Consider the following 24552-nt stretch of genomic DNA (forward strand, 5'->3'; position numbering starts at 1 on the left):
TTGCCATTTGGAAGGGGCTGACAGTGTCAGGTGTTGGCGCGTCTGCGATCCCAGATGACGTAGAGCATCGCTGCGAGGAAAAGGACGGCCATGGCGTACCATGTCAGAGCGTAGCTGAGGTGTGAGTTGCTGAATGTGAGGCGTGTCATGCCGCCGCGCGGCCAGGCAGATTCTGCGCCGCTGTGTTCAGCTGCCACATAGTAATCGAGAGTATTGTGAAGCCCCACAGTCGTGGACATCACGGAAAGATCAGGCGAGACCCAGCGATCCTGGTCGGGCAAATTGCTTTCCAGCAGAGTCCCCTCGGGCTGGCTCGGGCGCACAAGACCAACAATCTCTTGGGGGCCTTCCGGTAGCGACCAATCCGTATCTGCGGTTCCCGTAGGCACAAACCCGCGATTGATCCAAACCGCTGTGTCTGCTGCGTCTGTGATGAGGAGGGGGGTCATCATCCAATAGCCGGGGCCAAGATCGGTCACCGCCTTGATGAGGATGGATTTTGTGTGATCGTATGTGCCGGAGAGGTGTACCCGCAGATATTCTGGCGGGACACCTTCCATTGGCGCGGGGACAGGATCCCCATATGCGTAGGTTTCAACCCGCGTGATCAGGTCCAGCTTCTCGCCGAGTCTCCGAACCTGCCAGTTGCCAAGCGCGACCATGGAAAGGAAGAGCGCAGAGGACAACAGCAGGAGAGTGACATCGACCCAAAGAGGACGTTTCACGCGGGTTGAAGAGGCCGTCATGGCAGGTTTTTGATCCGTTCAATCTGATCGTGTGCTGGCATCATGTTCTCATGAAGGTGCGCCATCACCCAGATCGAGCCGGCCATGATAATCACGACAAGCATCACGGTGAAGACAACCGACATGGCCTGCCATCCGTCTTCTGCGCTGACGGTCAGGTGCAGGAAGTAGACCACATGCACAAGCATCTGGATCGCGCCGAGGCCGAAGATGATGGCAATCAGGGTCGGCACATCGGTGACCGCGCCGCTCATCACGCAATAGAACGGGATAACCGTCAGGATCACCGAAAAGATGAAGCCTTTCAGATAGTCGCGATAGGCCTTGGCTGAGTCGTGTGTTTCAGCGCTCATAGCAGAACCCCTGTGAGATAGACGAATGAGAACACCCCGATCCAGATCAGGTCGAGGAAGTGCCAGAACAGGCTCAGGCACAGGATGCGGCGTTTGTTTTCAGGGGTCAGACCGTGGATCTGAACCTGCACCAGCAGAACAACCAGCCAGAGCGCGCCACAGGCCACGTGCACACCGTGGGTGCCCACAAGGAACCAGAACGCGGACAGGAAGGCCGAAGCACCCGGACCGGCACCGATGTGCCAGAGGTGCATGAATTCTTCGACCGACAGATACAGGAACGCCGCGCCAAAGATGCCTGTCACAAGCAACCAGAACATCATCATGTTCTTGTTGTTCTCATGCATTTTGATCACGGAGAACCCGTAGGTGATCGAAGAGAGCAAAAGCCAGGCGGTGGCCCAAGCGATCTTGTCGAGCTCAAAGAGATCCACAGGAGCGGGGCCAGCCGCATAGTTCTGGCCCACAACTGCATAGATCGCAAAGAGAATGCCAAAGATCAGGCAGTCGCTCATCAGGTAGATCCAGAAACCGAGCATTGTCCCGGTTTCGTGGTGGTGCTCTCCATCGTCATGATGATGGTCATCATGGACGATGAATTCAAAGCCGCCTTCCGGCGTGTCAACGGTAGCTGAGGACATTAGATTTACTCCGCCGGGCTCATGGTTGCTGCCTTGCCGGTTTCGATCGCGCGGACCTCGTCAGCAGGGATGTAGTAATCACGGTTGTAGTTGAATGTGTGGCCGATGCCCCAGATGAGGGAGGCAAAGAAGGTCACAGCCGCCAACCACCACACGTGCCAGATCAGTGCGAATCCCATTACGGTCATGAAACCGGAGATGATGATCCCGCTGGAGGTGTAGTGCGGCATATGGATGGGCGCGAAGCCGTCCATTGGCTTTTTGTAGCCGTTGTCTTTCATATGCTGCCACGCATCCAGCGTGTAGACACGCATGTTGAAGGCAAAGTTGTAGTAAGGCGGTGGAGAGGTGGTTGCCCATTCCAGTGAACGGCCGCCCCATGGATCGCCATCAACCTTCAGCTCTTCGCGTTTCAGGATGCTGACACCGATCTGAACGATGAAGGCCAGAAGACCCACAGCAATCATCAGTGCACCCACAAGAGCCACGATGAAGTAGACGCTGTAGAAAGTGTCTTCAAACTGGCTCAGGCGTCGTGTCACACCCATCAGGCCCATGATGTAGAGCGGCATGAAGGCAAACCAGAAGCCGACAACCCAGCCCCAGAAGCTGACTTTGCCCCAGAATGGGTCCAGCTTGAAGCCAAAGGCTTTGGGCCACCAGTAGTTGATGCCCGCAAAGATACCGAACACCACGCCGCCAATGATCACATTGTGGAAGTGTGCCACCAGGAACAGCGAGTTGTGCAGGACGTAGTCCGCTGGCGGAATGGCCAGAAGCACGCCTGTGAGGCCGCCGATCACAAAGGTCAGCATGAAGGCAATGGTCCACATCATTGGCAGCTCAAAGCTGATGCGGCCTTTGTACATGGTGAACAGCCAGTTGAAGAGCTTCGCGCCCGTTGGGATCGAGATGATCATCGTTGTGATCCCGAAGAAGGAGTTCACATTTGCACCGGCTCCCATGGTGAAGAAGTGGTGCAGCCAAACGATGTAGCTCAGGATCATGATCACGCAGGTGGCGTAAACCATGGACGCATAGCCAAAGAGGCGTTTCTTGGTGAAGGTTGGCACGATCTCGGAGAAGATGCCAAAGACCGGCAGCGTGAGGATGTAAACCTCTGGGTGACCCCAGATCCAGATCAGGTTCACATACATCATTGGGCTGCCGCCCATTTCATTGGTGAAGAAGTGGGTGCCGAGGTAACGGTCTGCAGTCAGCAGCGCGAGGGTGGCTGTCAGCACAGGGAAGGTGGCCACGATCAGAACGTTGGTGCAGAGCGTGGTCCAGGTGAAGACAGGCATCTTCATCCAGGTCATGCCCGGTGCGCGCATTTTCACGATGGTCACAACCAGGTTGATCCCGGAAAGCGTCGTACCGATACCTGCGATGTTGAGGGACCAGAGATAGTAGTCCATGCCAACACCCGGGCTGAACGTCAGACCCGAAAGAGGTGGGTAGGCCAACCAGCCGGTTGCCGCAAATTCGCCCACAAACAGCGAGATCATGATCAGCACCGCACCCGACACTGTCAGCCAGAAGCTGAAGTTGTTGAGGAACGGGAAGGCCACGTCGCGCGCGCCGATCTGCAGGGGCATCACATAGTTCATGAAGCCCGTGACAAAAGGCATCGCCACGAAGAAGATCATGATCACGCCGTGTACGGTGAAGACCTGATCATAGTGATAGGCGGGCAGAAAGCCGACATATCCCGAGGAGGCCAAAGCCTGATGCAAGCGCATGAGCAAGGCATCGGCAAAGCCACGCACCAACATGATGGTGCCAAGGATCATATACATGATCCCGATTTTCTTGTGGTCAATCGAGGTGAACCACTCGTTCCAGAGATAGCCCCAGAGACGGAAGTAGGTGATGGCACCAAACACGGCCAACCCGAGAAGACAGGTGCCAATGAAGGTGCCAAAGATGATTGGATCGTAGAACGGGAAGATGTCCCATCCCAACTTGCCCCAGAACCAGTGGGCAGAGTTGACGATATCTGTGCCGTGCTCGACGGCTGCGGTTGGGCTCGCCATGTATCAGTTCGCCTGTACTGTAGAGGAAGGAAGCAGAGTGGAGTCACTCAGCATTGCGTTGATGATCTCGTCGCGACGTTCAGCCAGATCGGGGCGCAGGATGTCAAACAGACCCTGCGGATCGTCCGCCGCGCACAGACCGCGGAAAAGCTCACGGTTATAAAGCCCTTCGATGCCGCCGCCGCCAAGTGCGTCAGCCATCATCATGTCATTGAGGCAGAGGTCGTCCTCGCCTGCGCACATGTTCAGGATCTTATCCCAGATGCCAGCTTCGACAGAGGAGTAATAGGTGACCGGGTGATCGGTGCTTTGTGGTTCAAGCGCGACATAGGCATCCTGATCCAGCGCCTGAGGGGCCTCGCGGACTTTTTCGACCCATGCATCAAAGTCAGCTTCGTCCAGCGCGTGGAAGTCAAAGCGCATGTGAGAGAAGCCGTTGCCGCTGTAGTTGGCTGAGAAGCCTTCGAACTCGCCCGGGGCGTTGATCACTGCGTTCAGCTCGGTCTCCATGCCACCCATGGCGTAGATCATGCCGGCCATTTCAGGGATGTAGAACGCATTCATCACCGTCGCAGAGGTGATTTTCCACTCCACAGGGCGGTCAACGATGGCGGCTGCTTCGTTCACGGTTGCAATGCCGTATTCCGGATAAATGAACAGCCATTTCCAATCCAGTGCGACCACTTGCACTTCCAGAGGTTCAACACTTGGATCGATTGGCTTTTCAGCAGAAATCCGCTTCAGATCGTCGTAGGGCTCAAGACGGTGGGTCGCGACCCAGGTCAGACCAGCAAGGCAGATGATGATGGCCAGCGGCACAGACCAAACAACAACCTCGAGACTGACAGAGTGATCCCAGTCAGGTTCGTAAGTAGCCTCTTCGTTAGAGGCCCTGTATTTCACGGCGAAAAAGACTGTCAGCGCCATGACTGGCACAATCACGATCAGCATCAGCACGGTTGCGTAGATGATCAGGTCGCCCTGTTGCGCAGCGATGTCGCCGGCCGGATTAAGGACTGTGAGTTGGCACCCTGATAATAACAACAACGGGAGCACGAACAAACCAACGCGTTTCAGCAGCATGGCATTCTTCTTTTCGTATCTGGATATATTTAACTGGGTTTAACGGCGATCAGGCGCCGTTCGCACCTTGCCGGGGGCGAATATCGCCAGTACGCTTCAGTTGCAAGATGCTGCGCTGCGTCAAATTTGCCGAAGCAGGGCGGTTGAGGCGTCTTTGATCCTTTGAGGAGAGGATCAGAGGTGAATTCATCAGACGGAGGCTGAAAAATATGGCAATAACTGAAGCAACTGCACAACAAAACGTCACACTCGACGATGTTGTCATCACCGTGGTGATGGCAAGGGTGACGGATTTTTTCGGATTTTTTGTCTACGCCATCGCTTCAGCCCTCGTTTTTCCAGCGGTTTTCTTTCCTCATCTGGATCCGCTTAGTGGAACTTTGTGGTCTTTCGCATTGTTTTCACTTGCTTTTGTCGCAAGGCCGATCGCCAGTATGCTCGCGCGACGCATTCAAACCAAGATCGGGAGGCCGGGAAAGATAACTCTGGCACTCATGATTCTCGGATCGTCGACGGTGGCCATCGGATTGCTGCCAAGTTACCAGAATTGGGGCATTGCTGCACCCATCATGTTGGGCGTTCTGCGATTTGTGCAGGGGCTAGGTCTCGGCGGCGCTTGGGACGGCATTACGTTGCAGCTGAAGTCGGCCGCACCTGAGGGCCGGGAAGGGCGCTACAGCATGGTGCCTCAGCTTGGTGGGCCTATCGGATTCTGCGTTGCAGCGGCGCTTTTCTATGTGTTGACAGGTTTCCTGACGGAAGAGGAATTCCTGACCTACGGATGGCGCTTTGCCTTCTTTGCAGTGATGGCCGTGAACGTGGTTTCTCTGTTTGCGCGCCTGCGGTTGCTGACAACTGATTTTGGCAGCGATGACGAAACGCTGCTCAAATCGGCACCGCTTCCGGACCTTCTGAAAAACGAATGGCGCACGATCATTTTGTCAGCGCTGCTTCCTCTGGCAAGCTATGCCCTGTTCCACTTGGTCACAGTCTTCCCGCTCAGCTATGCGCTGCTGTTTTCGGGCAGAGACATCACCGAAATTCTGCTGCTGCAGCTGCTGGGTGGCGCATTGGCGATTGGCTCGGTCATCGTATCAGGCATTTTGAGCGATTTGTTCTCGCGCCGTGTTGTGCTGTTTATCAGCAGCGTTCTGATGGTGTTGCTCAGCCTGAGCTTTGTGACGCTGGAAACCGTCCCGTCCATCTACATTCTCTTCGGGTTTGTGGTGCTTGGCCTGTCCTATGGGCAATCTAGTTCCATCGTGCCGAACCGCTTTAAGGAAGAGTATCAATATTCCGGATCGGCCATGGCAACGAATTTGTCCTGGTTGGCTGGCGCGGCGTTTGCACCTCTCACAGGATTGTTCTTGGCGTCCCGTTTTGGCCTTTGGGCGGCGGCGATCTACCTGCTGTCTGGCGTCGCCGTGACGTTGCTCGCGCTGTACTTGCTGCGTGAAGGCGACAAAAAACGCGCCCTGGATCAGCGCGCCTGATCGACGAAATTACTCTGGCTGGCGGTGCGACAGGTTTCTAAACCTTGGCATCGCCAGTTGGCTATCGAGAGATAGTGGGCGAATACAACGGCCGTCTTTGGAGCCGATCAGCCCCTTACCAGCGCTTAAAACCGCTGATCTACAGAAGTATTTGCCAAAACTCTCAGGCTCTTGCTTAATCGGAACATGTTTGTTCGGTTTATTGAGTCCGTCGCCTTTGCTCGGATTGTAGCGTTGGGTTTGATTGTTTTTGCGCTGTTCGTCCGCATTGCTGACCCAATTCCGGTGCAGCTTGTGCGCAACCTCACCTTTGATGCCTACCAACGTATTTTGCCGCGTGTACCGGAAGAGCTTCCTGTAGCGATTATCGATATCGACGACGCCAGCATCGCTGAAATTGGTCAATGGCCTTGGCCACGGACGCGGTTTGCCGAAATGATCGACAAGCTGACCGAGTTCGGCGCGGTCGCGATAGCATTTGACGTAATTTTTGCCGAACCCGACCGTCTCTCTCCGCAGGCTATTGCTTTGGACAACAGCGCATTACCGCAGCAGGTTTCTCAGGCGCTGTCGCTGCTTCCTGACAACGACGATGTATTGGCAGCGTCTTTCAAACGTGCCCGCGTGATTGTGGGGCAAACGAGCATTCGAAGCGCATTCCATCGTTCGATCCCTAATGAACAAATCCCGGATGTGCCACATGCCATGATGGGGCCGTCTCCTGTGGGGTTCATTCTGGAGCTGCCTGATCTCGTGCAAAACTTGCCAGTGCTTGAGGATGCCGCTTCCGGCAGAGGAATGTTCAGTATTCGACCGGATCCGGACGGGGTCTATCGCAATTTGCCAATGGTTATGAACGCACAGGGCCAGCTACGCCTTGCTCTTGCGCCAGAGATGTTACGCGTCGCCACAGGTGGGGCACCTTTTGTGCTGAGATCCAATGAGGCAGGTGTTGATGGGGTCGTGCTTGCGCGTCAGTTTATACAGACCGCAGCTGATGGCACTGTCAGGCCGTATTTAACGCGCTCGCTGCAGGAGCGATTTATCCCAGCTTCAGATGTGTTGAACGGAAAACTTAGGCCAGATCATGTGGCCGGTAAGCTGCTGTTTTTTGGCACATCGGCGGTGGGATTGGGCGACTATCGGGCGACACCCTTTGGCGTGGCTGTCCCCGGTGTGGAGCTTCACGCGCAGTTGCTGGAAAATCTGCTTACAGGCTCTCTCTTGCAAAGGCCGAACTATGCAATCTCTGCTGAATTGGCTGTTACGCTTCTTCTGTGTTTGTTGTTTGTGATCGTCACCCCGATCATGAATGCAGGGTTTCTAGCGGTTTCCTCCGTGGCCATGCTAACAGCTTTTGGATGGGGCTCTTTCCTGCTGTTTCAAAACGAAAAAATCCTTTTGGATGCGAGTTTCCCGATCGTTTCTGCCCTAGCGACGATCATCTTTATGTCGACGACAAACTATATGCGCGAAGAGAAGCGTCGCCGCGATATTCGGAGTGCGTTTGGGCATTATGTTTCCGAAGATCTGGTGAATGCATTGAGCGACAACCCGGATGGCTTGCAGCTAGGCGGGGAAACAAGAGAGCTGACATTGTTGTTCAGCGACGTGCGAGGCTTCACGCCCATTGCAGAGAGTTTCCGCGATAATCCTGCAGGCCTGACACGGTTGATGAATACGTTTCTCAATCTCCAGTCCAACGCCATCCTGAATGAAAAGGGGACGATTGATAAATTCATGGGCGATGCGGTGATGGCCTTCTGGAATGCCCCGCTCAGCCACGAGGATCATGCGCGCGCGGCCTGTCGAGCCGCGTTGTTGATGCGCGACGGCGTGGAAGCTCTCAACATCAAGAGGCAGAAGGAAGCAAAGGCTGCCGGTACTGAGTTTCTCGAAATCCGGTTTGGGATCGGGATCGCAACCGGGTCCTGCATGGTTGGCAACATGGGGTCGGACACGCGGTTTGACTACACCGCCATGGGGGATCCAGTGAATTTGGCGTCGCGCCTTGAAGGCCAATCAAGCACTTACGGCAAGACAGTCATCGTGGCTGCAGAGACCGAGCGTTTGGTCCGTGATGATTTTGCCTTGTTGGAAGTCGATTTTGTGCGGTTAAAGGGCAAGCAGCAGGCTGAGCATATCTTTGCACTACTAGGCGACGTAAAGTTACTCAGAGAAGCGATGTTTGCAAAAATTCGGCAGACAAATGCAGAGATGCTTGAGGCATATCGTTCGCGCGACTGGGCGCGGGCCAAGGAAATGCTGGAAACTCTCAAACCGCTGGTGACCGACTTCGATGCCAGGCTAAACACACATCTGATGAACTATCATACGCGGATTGAAGATTTTGAACGCTTACCACCACCTAGGGATTGGGACGGCGTCCATGATGCAACGACGAAGTAGAGTGCTTAGGAGTTGGCGCAGCGCGGTATGCCGAGTTTAATTAGCTCCGCCCCGGTTTTTTCTTCATGTTCAGCAATGTGATAGCGAGCGGAACTCATGTACCAGTCACGCAGATCATTTGGGTAGAAACTGGCAATCACTCGAGAGGCGCGTTCAAACACCTCAGGCTTAATTGGTGCGCCGCTTTTGCTGGGGCCATGGAAACCAAATCGGGTATTTGGCGAAACACAGACATCTGGCAACCCCAACAACATCGTGCAGGTTGAGTGACAGACTTCGCCACGAATTTCGACGGGGGTTTGTGTGGTGACCAAATTTCGCAGCTGGTGAATGCGATCCGTAAGGAGGCCGCCGCGATCATTGTGAATGATGAGTGGAGCGTCAGCGGGGACTTCTGGCATAGCCGCTAAACTGATGCGGGCCAAGGGTAGCGATGCTATTTGCAGCGTGCAAAAGAAAGCAAGCGCCCAACGATGGCCGCTCAAGCGCCGATTTTTCAAGATCCACTCCGTCGCAGAGCCGGCCCATCCTGCCGGTCAACTGCCCCACAAAATAGGAGGGTAGAGTGGAAATGAGGTTAACTCATGACGCCAACGCGAAGCTTTTGCGTCTCTGGAGCGAGATGGCCTTTAAGTGCTTGTTGCGGCTCCTTCGACCGAGACATCCTGATCAACGGCGACAATGGCCAGAATTCCGGCACCTCCGTCGTACTGGTAAACGTCCAAGGCGCGACCTTCGCCATCAGAAATTGAAGAACCTTTGCTGAACCCCTCATCATCAAAGGTAAGCTTATCCCCGGCTTCGCCCAATACCGTAATGCTTTCCACGGCGTCGCTTCCAAAGAAGCCTTCAAGTAAGGAATCTGCTGTGTCTGAAAGGTCCATGACGTTGTCCAGTGACAGGGTGATGTCATCCGCACCGGCGTTTTCAAAGTTGAGTACTTCGATATCTCGGTAGTGGTCGCGCACATTGAATGCAGAGAAATCGAAGCTGCCGGAGCTTGACTGCATGAGGGTATCGCGACCTTCGCCACCCTCAGTCCAGTCTTCTGCAAAATCCGAACGGATCAGCAGGTCATCTCCATTGCGTCCGCGCAACTCGCTGAAACCATCGTCCAGCGCAGTGAGCTGGTCATCGAAACCGGATCCTCGGACAACTTCGATGTTCTGAAGGCTGTGATTGAAAATGCGCCCGTCCCAAGTGCCGGTCGCAGATCCCTCTTGGAGATCGACGGTAACGCCACTTTCAACACCGCTGCGGTCATAACGAATTTGATCGACCCCGCCGAGGCCGTCAGCGATGTCCGTGCCGGTGCCGAGAATGAAGCGATCATTGTACTCGCTGCCAACCAAATTGTCGTCGCCATCCTCAGTGCGCAGCTCAATCAGCGTGTTTGTCAGGTCACCAGCGGCGTTTATGATATGGGCCTCGCCAGTGGTGGAAGACATGCTGCCGGACGCACCCAGATGTATTTGGCTGAGATCCGCACTCACATCGCCCGAGTAAATGCTTGCACGCACCAGGCCATTGCCGCCTGTGAGGTTTAGCGTGTCTGTGCCTCCGCTGGCTCCAAAGCTGATCCAGTTAAACTCGGTGCTGTTCAGCGTAACATTGAAGGTATCGTTGCCGCTTGTCCCCTGGAAGCTGAGGCCCCAATCAGCGAATTGAGGGTCGACGAGTGTGTCGATGCCTGCAGCGCCCTTGTCTACGGAGCCTGTGTTGTTCTGTAGATCCAGGTTCAGAGTGACTGATGTAGTCGAGAGATCGCTGTAGTCGACTTCATACCAGCTGTTGTCCGTAGCATGGGTAAAGCGAAGGATATCGTTGCCTTCCGACCCGTAAATGAAGTCGCCTTCATCGTTGTTCCCGAGCAGATTGATGTCGTCGTCACCAATTGTGCCAAATATCTCATCATCTCGGCCAGTGGTGCCAATGATGTAATTTGCTTGATTGGCCATATTCGCCACAATTTGGTTGGCATTCGCCAAAGTGGTGCTGCCTAGGTCGACACCAAAGAAGTTCCCAGATCCATCGTCAAAATCAAACCGCACGCGGGTATCGCCGTCAAACACATACTCGCTGATGGTGAAGGGCAGGGCGGCAATGGAGGTGTCCCATTGCAACATGTCTGTGGTTGGATCAAAGCCGTCAATATAGTCGTTTCCGGCTGAGAAGATGATCAGATTGTTTCCTTCATAGACGTTGTAATAGTCATCGCCGCCGCCTCCGATCAGGACACTTACACCTCCCGTCGTGGAAAGCTCATCATTTTCGGCGCCCCCGATGAGAATGTCATCACCATCGCGGCCATCCAAACGGTTGCCTAGATTGTTTGCGACCAAGACATCGTCAAAATTTGTCCCGCGGATTTGCTCAAAGTTCACGAGCGTATGTGTGAAAGCCTGATTATCCCAGACACCCGTTGCGACACCTGTTGCCAGATTGACAGTGACACCCTGTTCGACCCCGTTGCGATCGTACCGTATTGTGTCCCACCCACCGCGCGCATCTGCGAAATCATTGCCCGCGCCCAGAATAAAACGGTTGTCAAAATCTGTGCCATAGACGGTGTCGTCGCCGTTTCGGGTGCGCACATCAAGCCGTGAGTTTGACAAATCTCCGCTGTAGTTGATCGTCACGCTTTCGTCCGGGGCTTCAGAGAAGAAGCCCGTCACCAAGTCGCCAGTTACGTCGTCGTTGCCGCTGCCTAGGTCGACGCGGAACAGACCGGTGCCTGCGGTGAGATTGATGACGTCGTGACCGCTCCGATGAGAGATGCCGAGCCATGTATCCTCAACGGGATCTTGTCTGATGTTGAAGAGATCATCCCCATCGCTGCCAACGATAAACAGCCCATCACCCGCCGCAGCAAGAGCGATATCTTCGAGCGTATCGACCCCCGCCACACCTTTGTCGACGGTGTTGATGCCTCTGCTCATATCCAGATCAACGGTGATGCCAACCGCACCCAGATATTCGTATATAAGATCGGTGAACGTCTCATTGGTACTTGCGGAGTAGTTGTAGGTGTCGTTGCCGGCGCTTGCGTAGATGAACTCGCCTTCCTGATCGTTGCCGCCAATTGAAATGGTGTCGTCTTCTGGTGAGCCAAAGTAATCTGCACGACCAAAGGTTCCGACAGTATTGACCGGAGTGAAGGTCATGCCTGCCAAAATCTGATACATGCCTTCGAGCGAGACTCCATCAAGAGTGAGCTCAAATTCATTTTCGAGCCGGTCGTCAAAATCATCGTCAAAACGGAAAGAATGTCCTGGCCCACTTGATCTGCTGACAATTTCCAATGTGCCGATGTAGGTGATTGGATCACCTGCGAATTGCAGCGTGTCTTCAGTAACGTCGAAATCTCTGACGTAGTCATAGCCGCCATTGTAAGTCAGGCGGTCAGCTCCTGCTTCAAGCTCGAAGTATTCGTCAGCAGTCGAGCCAATTACGGTGTCGTCAAAATCTGTCCCTTCAAATTCTTCAATCGAAGTGAACAGATCTGTATCGCCATATTGATCTACTGCGATACCGGTCGTGTAATTGATGTTAACCCCAACGCCATTGGGATCGTCATCCTCGGTGCGATAGTTCAATTTGTCTGTGCCGTCGCCACCGTTAATGGTGTCACTGCCCGCGCCGGGTTGCCAACCTTCAAATCTGTGACTTGAACCATTGAAGAGATCATCTTCCGATGTGCCGCCAAAATAATGCGCATATGTAAATGTGTCATTGATCACGTCCGCAACGTTGGATGTAACCGTGCCAGAGCCATTTGCTCCAACGTTCACAACGACACCACCACTTCCTTCGACATCTTCATAGCTTATGTCGATGCCGTCACCCTGCTCCCAAAGAGCTTGGTGCCCGATGATCGTGTTGTTGCCTGTTCCAGGCTGAACGTAGTCACCCCAAAACTGGTTTTCTACGCTGCCGCCTGATGCATCGAGCAGATCATCGCCATCGCCGCCGCGTATGTTCTCCCGGCCACCACCGCCAATGATGGTATCGTCACCCCCACCACCGCTTAAGGTAAAGCCTTCATTAGGCGCGCCATATGACTCCGCACCCACAAAATAGTCATTCTCATCTGTGGCGCGCAGCCAGTTTGCGTAGGTGAAAGTATCGTTCACAACACCGGTATTATTGGAGACGACTGTTCCTGAACCTTCAAGGCCAAGCGTGACTTGCAGCCCGCCTGTGCCTGTCAGGTTCCAGTAACCGATTTCGATGCCTTCACCTGCTTCCCAATGCGTTTGGTGACCGATGATCGTGTCGCTACCGCTCCATGGCTCGATGAGATCACCGTAGCCCTGTGTTTCAGAGGCTCCAGCCGACGAATCCAACACATCGTCGCCCTCACCACCCTCCAACGAGTCGCGCCCTGATCCGCCCATCAGCGTGTCGTCGCCCGCGTTGCCTTGCAGGCGCGTGCTATAGTCCGCGGCGGTCAATGCGTCATCAAAAGCAGATCCCCGAACACGCTCGAAATTACTGAGCGTATGCGTGAAAGCTTGTCCGTCCCAGATGCCGGTCGCTATGCCGGTCGCGAGGTTCACGGTCACACCCTCGAATATATCAAAGCGGTTGTATTGGATGCTATCAAATCCGCCGCGCCCGTCGGCAACGTCCGTTCCGGGACCGAGAATGATGGAGTCTCGTCCTTCGCTGCCAACCACGTTGTCGTCGCCAGTATGCGTCCGAAGGTTTAGCGTCACATCAGATATGTCGCCCAGAAAGTTGATCGTGGTCGAGTCCGTGCCCCAAGATACCGTACCGGCGCCGAGGTCAGCGATGACGTTTTCACCGTCCTCCCCAGCATCGACACGCAGCCAACCCGTCCCGCCAAACAGATTGACCGTGTCATCACCACCTGAGTCAAAAACGCCAATCCAAGCGAAGTCGGAATTGCTCAGTGTGACGTTGAATGTGTCGTCATTCGCCGTACCATAAATGCCAAAGGCCCAACGCGCGACCTGAGACAGGTCGACAAGCGTGTCTGTGCCACCTGAAGATTTGAGTATGGTGTTTGTGGCCGCATTGGCATCAAGATTGGCTGTTATGGAGCCGAAATCGAGAGCTTCTGCGTTGTACCGCAACTCCTGATAGGCCTGTGGGGCACTATTTGAATAGATGTAAGTATCGTCGCCAAACGACGCGAAGGTGATCTTTAGATCTCCATCAACTGTGGTGTGCTCGATTGTGTCGTTGAGATCTGTGCCATAGAAATACTCTACATTCAGAAGATCTGAGACTTCCGCCAACGTCACTCCGAACAACACAATGCTTGATGTGGTGCCGGCCCCGTCATCAAATGCCAGTAGTGTTCCGGTATCAACGCCATCGTCATAGGCTGCGGTTGTGAGACTATCAAAGTTTGCCAGGGCGAAGCCGCCAAAGACAAGTGCGTCCTCATCAGGGTTGAAATCTCCGACCACGTCAAAGCCAGCCGTATAGACCAAGATGTCTTCGCCTGCGCCAAGTTCCGTGAAGTCGTCGCCACCTCCCGTTTGAACGGTATCGTTGCCGTCACCGGCGAAGGTTACGAAACCTCCATCGCCCGTGATCACGACGTCGTTGTACTCTGTGGTAAGGACACTCTCAAAACCTGCAAGGGAGTCCGTGTCCCCAAAGAGGTCGATTGCGAAGCCCAGTGCGATGTTGATCGTCACCCCGACAGTGCGGACGGTATACCTGCTGTCCAGATCATAAGAGACTTGGTCAAAACCGCCTGCGCCGCCTCTCAGAGTGTCATTTCCAGCCAGCCCGAGCGCACGATTAAAGTCGGCATTATCTGCAAGCTGTATGCTGTCTGAGAATTGTGAGCCGCGCACAAACTCAACGCCGACAACCGTGTCCAAAGTACCGTCAGACTTCTCTGCAGAACCTGTGTTGAGGTTTACGTCGACGGCACCCGATGCATTGGCATAAGAAATTTGGTCAAGCTCTCCTATGCCGCCGTCAAAGCTGTTGTTTCCGTCGGTGTCATAGAAAAAGTCATTCCCGGAGCCGCCAAAATACTGGTCATCTCCCAAGCCAAAGTCGGCCTCATCATCCCCACCGTTGCCAAAGAAGATATCGTTGGATGTATTGTCTTCATTAACGTCGATCCAATCTTCCTGATCAGACCCATTGTATACCCAAGGAAATTCCCCAAAGAACGCATCTAAAGGCGCGTTATCGATCACACCGCCAACGATGCTGTTGTTCAAAGCCGTTACGAATTCAGCCACGGTCAGGTTAAAGCCTGTCCCGGTCAGAAAATCCGGGTCCGTCGGTGTGCCGATTTCTACCCCAGTGATGATCCCGGTTGCGCCGTCGTAGTCGAGGTCGGAGCCGGAAAAGGCAAAGGTACGTCCATCATCTGCGGTGAACCGGATTTCTGAAGATGAATTTACGCTTGGCGCGCGGACCGATGCGACACCCGAGTTGATCTCAAAAAAGGCCGCGTCAGGCATGTCTCCAAAATAGAGGTCAAAGCCCGGGGGCTGGGATAAGAATGTGGTGGTGGATCCGGCCACATTTACCGTCAGCTCATTCGTGGGTTGCGAAATGCTCACCACCCGGTTGGCGCTTCCACTGTCGTTGCCGTTTGCATCAAGCGATGTGATGCTGATCTGAACGCTGTTTGCATCCGGAATATCGGCAGACAGAAACACTTGAGAGAACCGGCCATCTGCCCCCACATCCGTGGTGGCGACCGTGCCGCCAAAGTCGATGGTCACCGAGCCGTTTGGATCGGCCGTCCCTGAAATTGTGACCGGGGAGAGCTGTTCTTGAACATCGATGAAATCGTCGCCGGTCACAGCATCAAGCACAACCGCATCCGCAACGGGGTCAATATTGAGCGTGACGGTTGCGGTGCTTGTTTCTCCGTTTCCGTCGTCGATTTGGTAAGTGAAGCTGTCGTTGCCGTTGAAGTTTGCGTCCGGTGTGTAGATGAAGCTGCCGTCATCATCTAGGGTGAGGCTGCCGTTTGAGACATCGCTGGTCAGGGTGACGCTGATTGGATCGCCATCGGGGTCGCTGTCGTTGGCCAGAAGGCCTTGGGCTGCATCCACGACGAGGGGGGTGTCTTCTGTCAGGCTGTAGCTGTCATCGGTGGCCACGGGGGGCAGGTTGACGAGCGCCACGGCGAGTGTGACGGAAGCGGTATCGCTGCCGCCATTGCCGTCTGCCACGGTGTAGGTGAAACTGTCGGCCCCGGAGAATCCAGCGTCCGGTGTGTAGGTGAGCTGGCCATTGGCCTCGATCACCACGGAGCCGTTGGCGGGGTCTGTCACGCTGGTGACGGTCAGCGGATCGCCGTCCGGATCGCTGTCATTGCCCAGCACGTCAAAGGTGACGGCCAGGTCTTCGTCGGTTGCGGCGCTGTCGTCCTGTGCCACTGGCGCGTCATTGATGGGCGCAACAAGCACAACCACGGTTGCGGTGTCAGTGGCGCCGTTGCTGTCGGCCACGGTGTAGGTGAAGCTGTCGTTGCCGTTGAAGTTTGCATCCGGCGTGTAGGTGAGCTGGCCGTTGGCCTCAATCACCACGGTGCCGTTGGCGGGATCAGAGAGGCTGGTGACAGACAGCGCGTCGCCTTCCACATCCGCATCATTGCTGAGCACATCAAATGTGAGTGCGAGATCTTCATCGGTGTTTACACTGTCATCAGCGGCGGCGGGGGCATCGTTGACCGGGGTGACGGTGATGGTGATGGTGCCGGTGTCCTGCCCGCCATTGCCGTCATCAATGGTGTAGCTGAAGCTGTCACTGCCAGAAAAATCCGCATCAGGGGTGTAGAGATAGCCTTCGCCGTCCAGCGTGACGGTGCCGTTTGCGGGTGTGCCGAGGGCCGCGATGGAGAGCGGGTCGCCATCAGCGTCGCTGTCATTGGCAAAGAAGGGAATATAGACGGAGGCGTCTTCGTTGGTTGTGACGTTGGGGTAGTCCCCGGCCACCGGCGCGGTGTTGGCATTCACGGCGACGGTCACGGTGCCGGTGTCGAGGCCGCCTGCGCCATCTGACAGCGTGTAGGTGAAACTTGCCTGACCTGAGAAAGTGGCATCCGGCGTGAAGGTGATGGTGTCGCCAGCCAGTGCCACAGTGCCACCCACGGGCGCATCCACCGACAGGACGGAGAGTGTCTGGGTCAGCTCCGGGTCACCATCGGTGTCATTGGCCAGCAGCGTGGCCACGGCGATGGAGATCGGAGTGTTGAAGGCGGTGGAGAGCCCGCCGTCATCGGTGGCCACCGGCGCGTCGTTGACGGGGTCAACGTTGAGCGTGACGGTTGCGGTGCTTGTTTCCCCGTTTCCGTCGTTGATCTGATAGGAGAAGCTGTCGTTGCCGTTGAAGTTTGCGTCCGGCGTATAGGTGAAGCTGCCGTCATCATCGAGGGTGAGGGTGCCGTTTGAGACATCGCTGGTCAGGGTGACGCTGATCGGATCGCCATCGGGGTCGCTGTCGTTGGCCAGAAGGCCCTGGGCTGCGTCTATGGCGAGGGGGGTGTCTTCTGTCAGGCTGTAGCTGTCATCGGTGGCCACGGGGGGCAGGTTGACGAGGGCCACGGCGAGGGTGACGGAGGCGGTATCGCTGCCGCCATTGCCGTCTGCCACGGTGTAGGTGAAGCTGTCGGCCCCGGAGAAGCCAGTGTCCGGTGTGTAGGTGAGCTGGCCGTTGGCCTCGATCACCACAGTGCCGTTGGTGGGATCCGTCACGCTGGTGACGGTCAGCGGATCGCCGTCAGGGTCGCTGTCATTGCCCAGCACGTCAAAGGTCACGGCGATGTCTTCGTCGGTGGCGACGCTGTCGTCTTCGGCGCTGGGGGCATCATTGATCGCGGCGATCACCACCGCCACCGTGCCCGTGGCCGTGCCGCCATTGCCGTCGGCGATGGTGTAGGTGAAGCTGTCGGTGCCGTTGAAGTTTGTGTCCGGCGTATAGGTGAAGCTGCCGTCATCATCGAGGGTGAGGGTGCCGTTTGAGACATCGCTGGTCAGGGTGACGCTGATCGGATCGCCATCGGGGTCGCTGTCGTTGGCCAGCACACCGGTGAGCGCATCAACACTGAGCGGCGTGTCCTCATCGGTGGTGTAGCTGTCGTCATTGGCCAGCGGCGGGAGATTCACCAGGGCCACGGCCACGGTGACGGAGGCGGTATCGCTGCCGCCATTGCCGTCTGCCACGGTGTAGGTGAAGCTGTCGGCCCCGGAGAACCCAGCGTCCGGCGTGTAGGTGAGCTGGCCATCGGCCTCAATCACCACTGTGCCGTTGGTGGGATCTGTCACGCTGGTGACGGTCAGCGGATCGCCATCCGGATCGCTGTCATTGCCCAGCACGTCGAAGGTGACGGCCAGGTCTTCATCGGTTGCGGCGCTGTCGTCCTGTGCCACTGGCGCATCATTGATGGGCGCTACAAGCACAACCACGGTTGCGGTGTCGGTGGCGCCGTTGCTGTCGGCCAAGGTGTAGGTGAAGCTGTCGTTGCCGTTGAAGTTTGCATCCGGCGTGTAGGTGAGCTGGCCGTTGGCCTCAATCACCACGGTGCCGTTGGCGGGATCAGAGAGGCTGGTGACAGACAGCGCGTCGCCTTCCACATCCGCATCATTGCTGAGCACATCAAATGTGAGTGCGAGATCTTCATCGGTGTTTACACTGTCATCAGCGGCGGCGGGGGCATCGTTGACCGGGGTGACGGTGATGGTGATGGTGCCGGTGTCCTGCCCGCCATTGCCGTCATCAATGGTGTAGCTGAAGCTGTCACTGCCAGAAAAATCCGCATCAGGGGTGTAGAGATAGCCTTCGCCGTCCAGCGTGACGGTGCCGTTTGCGGGTGTGCCGAGGGCCGCGATGGAGAGCGGGTCGCCATCAGCGTCGCTGTCATTGGCAAAGAAGGGAATATAGACGGAGGCGTCTTCGTTGGTTGTGACGTTGGGGTAGTCCCCGGCCACCGGCGCGGTGTTGGCATTCACGGCGACGGTCACGGTGCCGGTGTCGAGGCCGCCTGCGCCATCTGACAGCGTGTAGGTGAAACTTGCCTGACCTGAGAAAGTGGCATCCGGCGTGAAGGTGATGGTGTCGCCAGCCAGTGCCACAGTGCCACCCACGGGCGCATCCACCGACAGGACGGAGAGTGTCTGGGTCAGCTCCGGGTCACCATCGGTGTCATTGGCCAGCAGCGTGGCCACGGCGATGGAGATCGGAGTGTTGAAGGCGGTGGAGAGCCCGCCGTCATCGGTGGCCACCGGCGCGTCGTTGACGGGGTCAACGTTGAGCGTGACGGTTGCGGTGCTTGTTTCCCCGTTTCCGTCGTTGATCTGATAGGAGAAGCTGTCGTTGCCGTTGAAGTTTGCGTCCGGCGTATAGGTGAAGCTGCCGTCATCATCGAGGGTGAGGGTGCCGTTTGAGACATCGCTGGTCAGGGTGACGCTGATCGGATCGCCATCGGGGTCGCTGTCGTTGGCCAGAAGGCCCTGGGCTGCGTCTATGGCGAGGGGGGTGTCTTCTGTCAGGCTGTAGCTGTCATCGGTGGCCACGGGGGGCAGGTTGACGAGGGCCACGGCGAGGGTGACGGAGGCGGTATCGCTGCCGCCATTGCCGTCTGCCACGGTGTAGGTGAAGCTGTCGGCCCCGGAGAAGCCAGTGTCCGGTGTGTAGGTGAGCTGGCCGTTGGCCTCGATCACCACAGTGCCGTTGGTGGGATCCGTCACGCTGGTGACGGTCAGCGGATCGCCGTCAGGGTCGCTGTCATTGCCCAGCACGTCAAAGGTCACGGCGATGTCTTCGTCGGTGGCGACGCTGTCGTCTTCGGCGCTGGGGGCATCATTGATCGCGGCGATCACCACCGCCACCGTGCCCGTGGCCGTGCCGCCATTGCCGTCGGCGATGGTGTAGGTGAAGCTGTCGGTGCCGTTGAAGTTTGTGTCCGGCGTATAGGTGAAGCTGCCGTCATCATCGAGGGTGAGGGTGCCGTTTGAGACATCGCTGGTCAGGGTGACGCTGATCGGATCGCCATCGGGGTCGCTGTCGTTGGCCAGCACACCGGTGAGCGCATCAACACTGAGCGGCGTGTCCTCATCGGTGGTGTAGCTGTCGTCATTGGCCAGCGGCGGGAGATTCACCAGGGCCACGGCCACGGTGACGGAGGCGGTATCGCTGCCGCCATTGCCGTCTGCCACGGTGTAGGTGAAGCTGTCGGCCCCGGAGAACCCAGCGTCCGGCGTGTAGGTGAGCTGGCCATCGGCCTCAATCACCACTGTGCCGTTGGTGGGATCTGTCACGCTGGTGACGGTCAGCGGATCGCCATCCGGATCGCTGTCATTGCCCAGCACGTCGAAGGTGACGGCCAGGTCTTCATCGGTTGCGGCGCTGTCGTCCTGTGCCACTGGCGCATCATTGATGGGCGCTACAAGCACAACCACGGTTGCGGTGTCGGTGGCGCCGTTGCTGTCGGCCAAGGTGTAGGTGAAGCTGTCGTTGCCGTTGAAGTTTGCATCCGGCGTGTAGGTGAGCTGGCCGTTGGCCTCAATCACCACGGTGCCGTTGGCGGGATCAGAGAGGCTGGTGACAGACAGCGCGTCGCCTTCCACATCCGCATCATTGCTGAGCACATCAAATGTGAGTGCGAGATCTTCATCGGTGTTTACACTGTCATCAGCGGCGGCGGGGGCATCGTTGACCGGGGTGACGGTGATGGTGATGGTGCCGGTGTCCTGCCCGCCATTGCCGTCATCAATGGTGTAGCTGAAGCTGTCACTGCCAGAAAAATCCGCATCAGGGGTGTAGAGATAGCCTTCGCCGTCCAGCGTGACGGTGCCGTTTGCGGGTGTGCCGAGGGCCGCGATGGAGAGCGGGTCGCCATCAGCGTCGCTGTCATTGGCAAAGAAGGGAATATAGACGGAGGCGTCTTCGTTGGTTGTGACGTTGGGGTAGTCCCCGGCCACCGGCGCGGTGTTGGCATTCACGGCGACGGTCACGGTGCCGGTGTCGAGGCCGCCTGCGCCATCTGACAGCGTGTAGGTGAAACTTGCCTGACCTGAGAAAGTGGCATCCGGCGTGAAGGTGATGGTGTCGCCAGCCAGTGCCACAGTGCCACCCACGGGCGCATCCACCGACAGGACGGAGAGTGTCTGGGTCAGCTCCGGGTCACCATCGGTGTCATTGGCCAGCAGCGTGGCCACGGCGATGGAGATCGGAGTGTTGAAGGCGGTGGAGAGCCCGCCGTCATCGGTGGCCACCGGCGCGTCGTTGACGGGGTCAACGTTGAGCGTGACGGTTGCGGTGCTTGTTTCCCCGTTTCCGTCGTTGATCTGATAGGAGAAGCTGTCGTTGCCGTTGAAGTTTGCGTCCGGCGTATAGGTGAAGCTGCCGTCATCATCGAGGGTGAGGGTGCCGTTTGAGACATCGCTGGTCAGGGTGACGCTGATCGGATCGCCATCGGGGTCGCTGTCGTTGGCCAGAAGGCCCTGGGCTGCGTCTATGGCGAGGGGGGTGTCTTCTGTCAGGCTGTAGCTGTCATCGGTGGCCACGGGGGGCAGGTTGACGAGGGCCACGGCGAGGGTGACGGAGGCGGTATCGCTGCCGCCATTGCCGTCTGCCACGGTGTAGGTGAAGCTGTCGGCCCCGGAGAAGCCAGTGTCCGGTGTGTAGGTGAGCTGGCCGTTGGCCTCGATCACCACAGTGCCGTTGGTGGGATCCGTCACGCTGGTGACGGTCAGCGGATCGCCGTCAGGGTCGCTGTCATTGCCCAGCACGTCAAAGGTCACGGCGATGTCTTCGTCGGTGGCGGCGCTGTCGTCTGTGGCAATAGGGGCGTCATTGATGGGGGCAACAAGCACCACCACGGTTGCGGTGTCAGTGGCGCCGTTGCTGTCGGCCACGGTGTAGGTGAAGCTATCGTTGCCGTTGAAATCCGCATCCGGCGTGTAGGTGAGCTGGCCGTTGGCCTCAATCACCACGGAGCCGTTGGCGGGATCAGAGACGCTGGTGACAGACAGCGCGTCGCCTTCTACATCGGCATCATTGCTGAGCACGTCAAATGTGAGCGCAAAATCCTCGTCTGTGCTGACGCTGTCATCTGCGGCGTCGGGGGCATCGTTGACCGGGGTGACGGTGATGGTGATGGTGCCGGTGTCCTGCCCGCCGTTGCCGTCATCAATGGTATAGCTGAAGCTGTCACTGCCGGAAAAATCCGCATCGGGGGTGTAGATGACCCCTCCAGAAATCGTCAAATCCACCGTGCCGTTGGAAGGTTGCTCAACCGCTGCCAATGAAACAGCATGACCGTCAACGTCTACAGCGTTTTGCAGCAGATCAATGGTGGTTGCGCTGTCCTCGAGGGTAACAATGGTGTCGTTTGCGGCTATGGGGGGCGTGTTTTCAGTGACCTCGATGAGCACTGTTGCCGTAGCAAGCCCGCCCGCACCATCAGAAACTTCATACGTGAAGCTGGCTTGCCCGCTAAAATCTGGGTCTGGCGTGAAGGTTACAGCATTTGTTGAGAGCGCAGCTGTGCCTCCTACCGCAGAGCCAACCGAAAGCATTGTGAGGGGCTGCACAGTTTCTGGATCACCATCGGAATCATTGGCCAAAAGTGCGGACATGTCGATCGCCAAGGGCATATTATACGCAGTGGATAGTCCGCTGTCGTCTGCTGCAATCGGCGCGTCGTTGACCGGGGTGATCGAAAAGGTCACCGTTCCGGACGTGCTGTCGCCCTGTTCGTTCTCCACATTGTAGGTGAAGCTGTCGGTGCCTGCGAAATCGGCGTTTGGCGTGTAGGTCACATCCCCGTTGGTCAGCAGGGTCGCAACGCCGTTTGAGGGAGCACTTGTTGCGGTGAAGGTCAGTGTTGAGCCATTGTCACCACTGACCGCGCTGGCGAGATTCAGTGACATCGAGGTATCTTCAGCCAGCTCAGAGTTGGTAATTTCGGTCGTTAGCTCTGTGCTTTCAGTGCCACCAGATGAGGAGGATCCTCCGTCTTGACCTGAAGAGGCGTCATTAACTGGAGAGTTTGTTGGCGGGGGCGTGGGTGCGGGCGATGTTTGCGCCGCAGGCGCACCAATTTGTGTGAAAGACTCACCACTTGTGGTGTCGCCAAGACCTGGGTCGGAAGAGAAGGTACCGGTGTCAGCGGTTTCTGTTCCTGGACCAAGCCCCGGATCAGCATTGCCAAGGGAGCCTGTGTCTAAGCCCTCGTCGCCAGTGACCAAATTTGTTACGCCTTCGAGGCCAAGATCCCCGCCATCGGTGTCTAGTTGCGCAAGAGCGAGTGCGGCGATGCTTTCTGCTGAGGTCTCGGAGTTATCGACTTCAGAAGGCGCGACCGCCGCAAATTGTTCTTGGCCGTCTTGTTGCAGCGAGGCGTCGTCTTCGCCCTGAGCTTCTGCGTCGTTGGGAGTTTGAGGGACTGTCTCTTCGCCTTCGGTGTCCCCAGGGTCTTGTCCTTGATCCTGGGGCGGAGCTGCATCTTGACCACCGCCACCATCTTGAGGCGTGGGCGCTGGGGCAGGGGGAGCGACGCCGGGGGCTGCCTGTCCGCCGCCGTCAGGCCCTGCTTCGCCTGTGCCTGTTCCGTCAAAGTCTATGTAGCTTCCGCTGTTCTCCAGACGCAGTTCGGCGCGTTCTGTCACCTCATTGGTTTGGACTTGTAGCGCTTCGGAGTCCGCTTGAACCACTTGGGCGCGCGGCACTGGGCGTGTTTCGCCGTCGACGGGGGACACAATCCAGCTGGTTTCCGGGTCGGAAAGGGAAGAGACAAAATTCCCGTTCTGATCAAACAAATCTATGCTGCCGAGAGCGCCGTCGGGCCAGTCTGGCAAGAGAGAGACGACAACTTCCGTCACACCGTTGACCACCACGATGCGCACTTCCACAGTGGTTCCTCTGATGCCGATTGTGGAAGTGGGTGTGTTCACCTCCATGTCGCCGATCTTGGCAACTTGCCCAGCCACAAAAACAAAGCCGCCCTGTATCAGGTTAAACGCTGCGGAATTGTCTGACCCGTCAGGATCATAGATTAGCTCGTCTAAAATCATGCGGCTGTCTTGCGCCAAGGTAAAAATCGTTCCGTCGATAAATACCAAAGATACCGTGCTGCCAGCGCCGGTCTGGACCACATCGTTTTGAAAAACCAAAGCACCGTCGTTCAGCCGGACGGTCGCGCCATCTGCGCGGGTGACCGTCACCACGCCTTCAATCGTATCAACTTGTCCGATGGCGTCAGATGACACTTGCGCTTGAACAGGAACGATGTCTGATTGCGTGATATCTGTGTGTTGGAAAGTCGCTTCGGTCTTTAGGGCGGCTGTGCGCGTATCGATACCGGCTCCAGCGATCCGAGCAACATCTGCGCCCTGGATTTTCGCTCCATTGGGGGCGATCAGTGCTGCAGGAGAGGCGAAGGTAAAGTATCCAGCGACCCGGAGCGTTTCTGCACCATCAAAAGAGATGACAAGGTCTTGGCCGTCCTTGGCGTAGTTGCCTTGAAAGAGGGCTTCAACATTGGGGGTCAGAACGTCTGACCCATCCGCCACAACCACAAACTCGTTTTCACCGCTATCAGGGCGGTCGAAGTCACTAATACTCATGGGCAGTCCCCAGGAACAACCAATACAAAAACACGTCCGCGAATATTGAGGCGTGAAACGCCAGGCGGCTCTAAAAACAATTGGATAGAAAATTAAATCAAATTGTAAATAAATGCCACAATTTAGATATAAGGCCGATTTAAGTAACTGTGATGTTTCGATATTTCATCTGGTGTGACAGATCTCGCCTGGACCTCTGGCCGGTATCTGTCT

Annotated in this window: 9 protein-coding genes; 2 read left to right on the forward strand and 7 right to left on the reverse strand. The window is 56.6% G+C overall.

All coding sequences use genetic code 11. The features are described from left to right. Positions 1-26 precede the first annotated feature (26 nt). The 5 genes from ACO07T_RS12985 to cyoA are packed head-to-tail and all read right to left on the reverse strand — an operon-like array spanning position 27 to position 4859. The gene (locus ACO07T_RS12985) at positions 27-746 is read right to left on the reverse strand and encodes an SURF1 family protein (RefSeq protein WP_422049766.1); all 720 of its coding nucleotides are present in this window, start codon (positions 744-746) and stop codon (positions 27-29) included. Beyond that, a complete protein-coding gene (gene cyoD / locus ACO07T_RS12990) occupies positions 743-1099 on the reverse strand; it encodes a cytochrome o ubiquinol oxidase subunit IV (protein ID WP_209060277.1) in 357 nt (118 codons plus the stop codon). The genes ACO07T_RS12985 and cyoD overlap by 4 nt, the downstream gene beginning before the upstream one ends. Then, a complete protein-coding gene (gene cyoC / locus ACO07T_RS12995; RefSeq protein WP_422049767.1) occupies positions 1096-1740 on the reverse strand; it encodes a cytochrome o ubiquinol oxidase subunit III in 645 nt (214 codons plus the stop codon). Before cyoC ends, cyoD begins: the two co-directional genes overlap by 4 nt. Before the next feature lie 5 nt (positions 1741-1745). After that, positions 1746-3776, reverse strand: coding sequence for a cytochrome o ubiquinol oxidase subunit I (cyoB, locus tag ACO07T_RS13000; protein ID WP_422049768.1), 2031 nt, complete (start codon positions 3774-3776; stop codon positions 1746-1748). 3 nt (positions 3777-3779) lie between these two features. After that, positions 3780-4859 (reverse strand): ubiquinol oxidase subunit II, encoded by a 1080-nt coding sequence (gene cyoA / locus ACO07T_RS13005; protein WP_422049769.1) that lies wholly within the window; start codon positions 4857-4859, stop codon positions 3780-3782. Between the two features lie 275 nt (positions 4860-5134). Between cyoA and ACO07T_RS13010 the strand changes: the two genes are divergently transcribed. Beyond that, positions 5135-6352 (forward strand): MFS transporter, encoded by a 1218-nt coding sequence (locus ACO07T_RS13010; RefSeq protein WP_422050504.1) that lies wholly within the window; start codon positions 5135-5137, stop codon positions 6350-6352. A gap of 186 nt (positions 6353-6538) precedes the next feature. After that, positions 6539-8761, forward strand: coding sequence for a CHASE2 domain-containing protein (locus tag ACO07T_RS13015; RefSeq protein WP_422049770.1), 2223 nt, complete (start codon positions 6539-6541; stop codon positions 8759-8761). Between the two features lie 5 nt (positions 8762-8766). Here the strand turns inward: ACO07T_RS13015 and ACO07T_RS13020 are convergent, their stop codons facing one another. Together ACO07T_RS13020 and ACO07T_RS13025 are read right to left on the reverse strand one after the other, a co-directional pair. Next, positions 8767-9261, reverse strand: coding sequence for a hypothetical protein (locus ACO07T_RS13020; protein ID WP_422049771.1), 495 nt, complete (start codon positions 9259-9261; stop codon positions 8767-8769). A gap of 129 nt (positions 9262-9390) precedes the next feature. Continuing rightward, positions 9391-24339: an Ig-like domain-containing protein gene (locus tag ACO07T_RS13025; protein ID WP_422049772.1), complete on the reverse strand. Its 14949-nt coding sequence runs from the start codon at positions 24337-24339 to the stop codon at positions 9391-9393. Positions 24340-24552 lie beyond the last annotated feature (213 nt).

The sequence above is a fragment of the Shimia sp. genome (assembly GCF_965227725.1).
GTDB lineage: Bacteria > Pseudomonadota > Alphaproteobacteria > Rhodobacterales > Rhodobacteraceae > Shimia.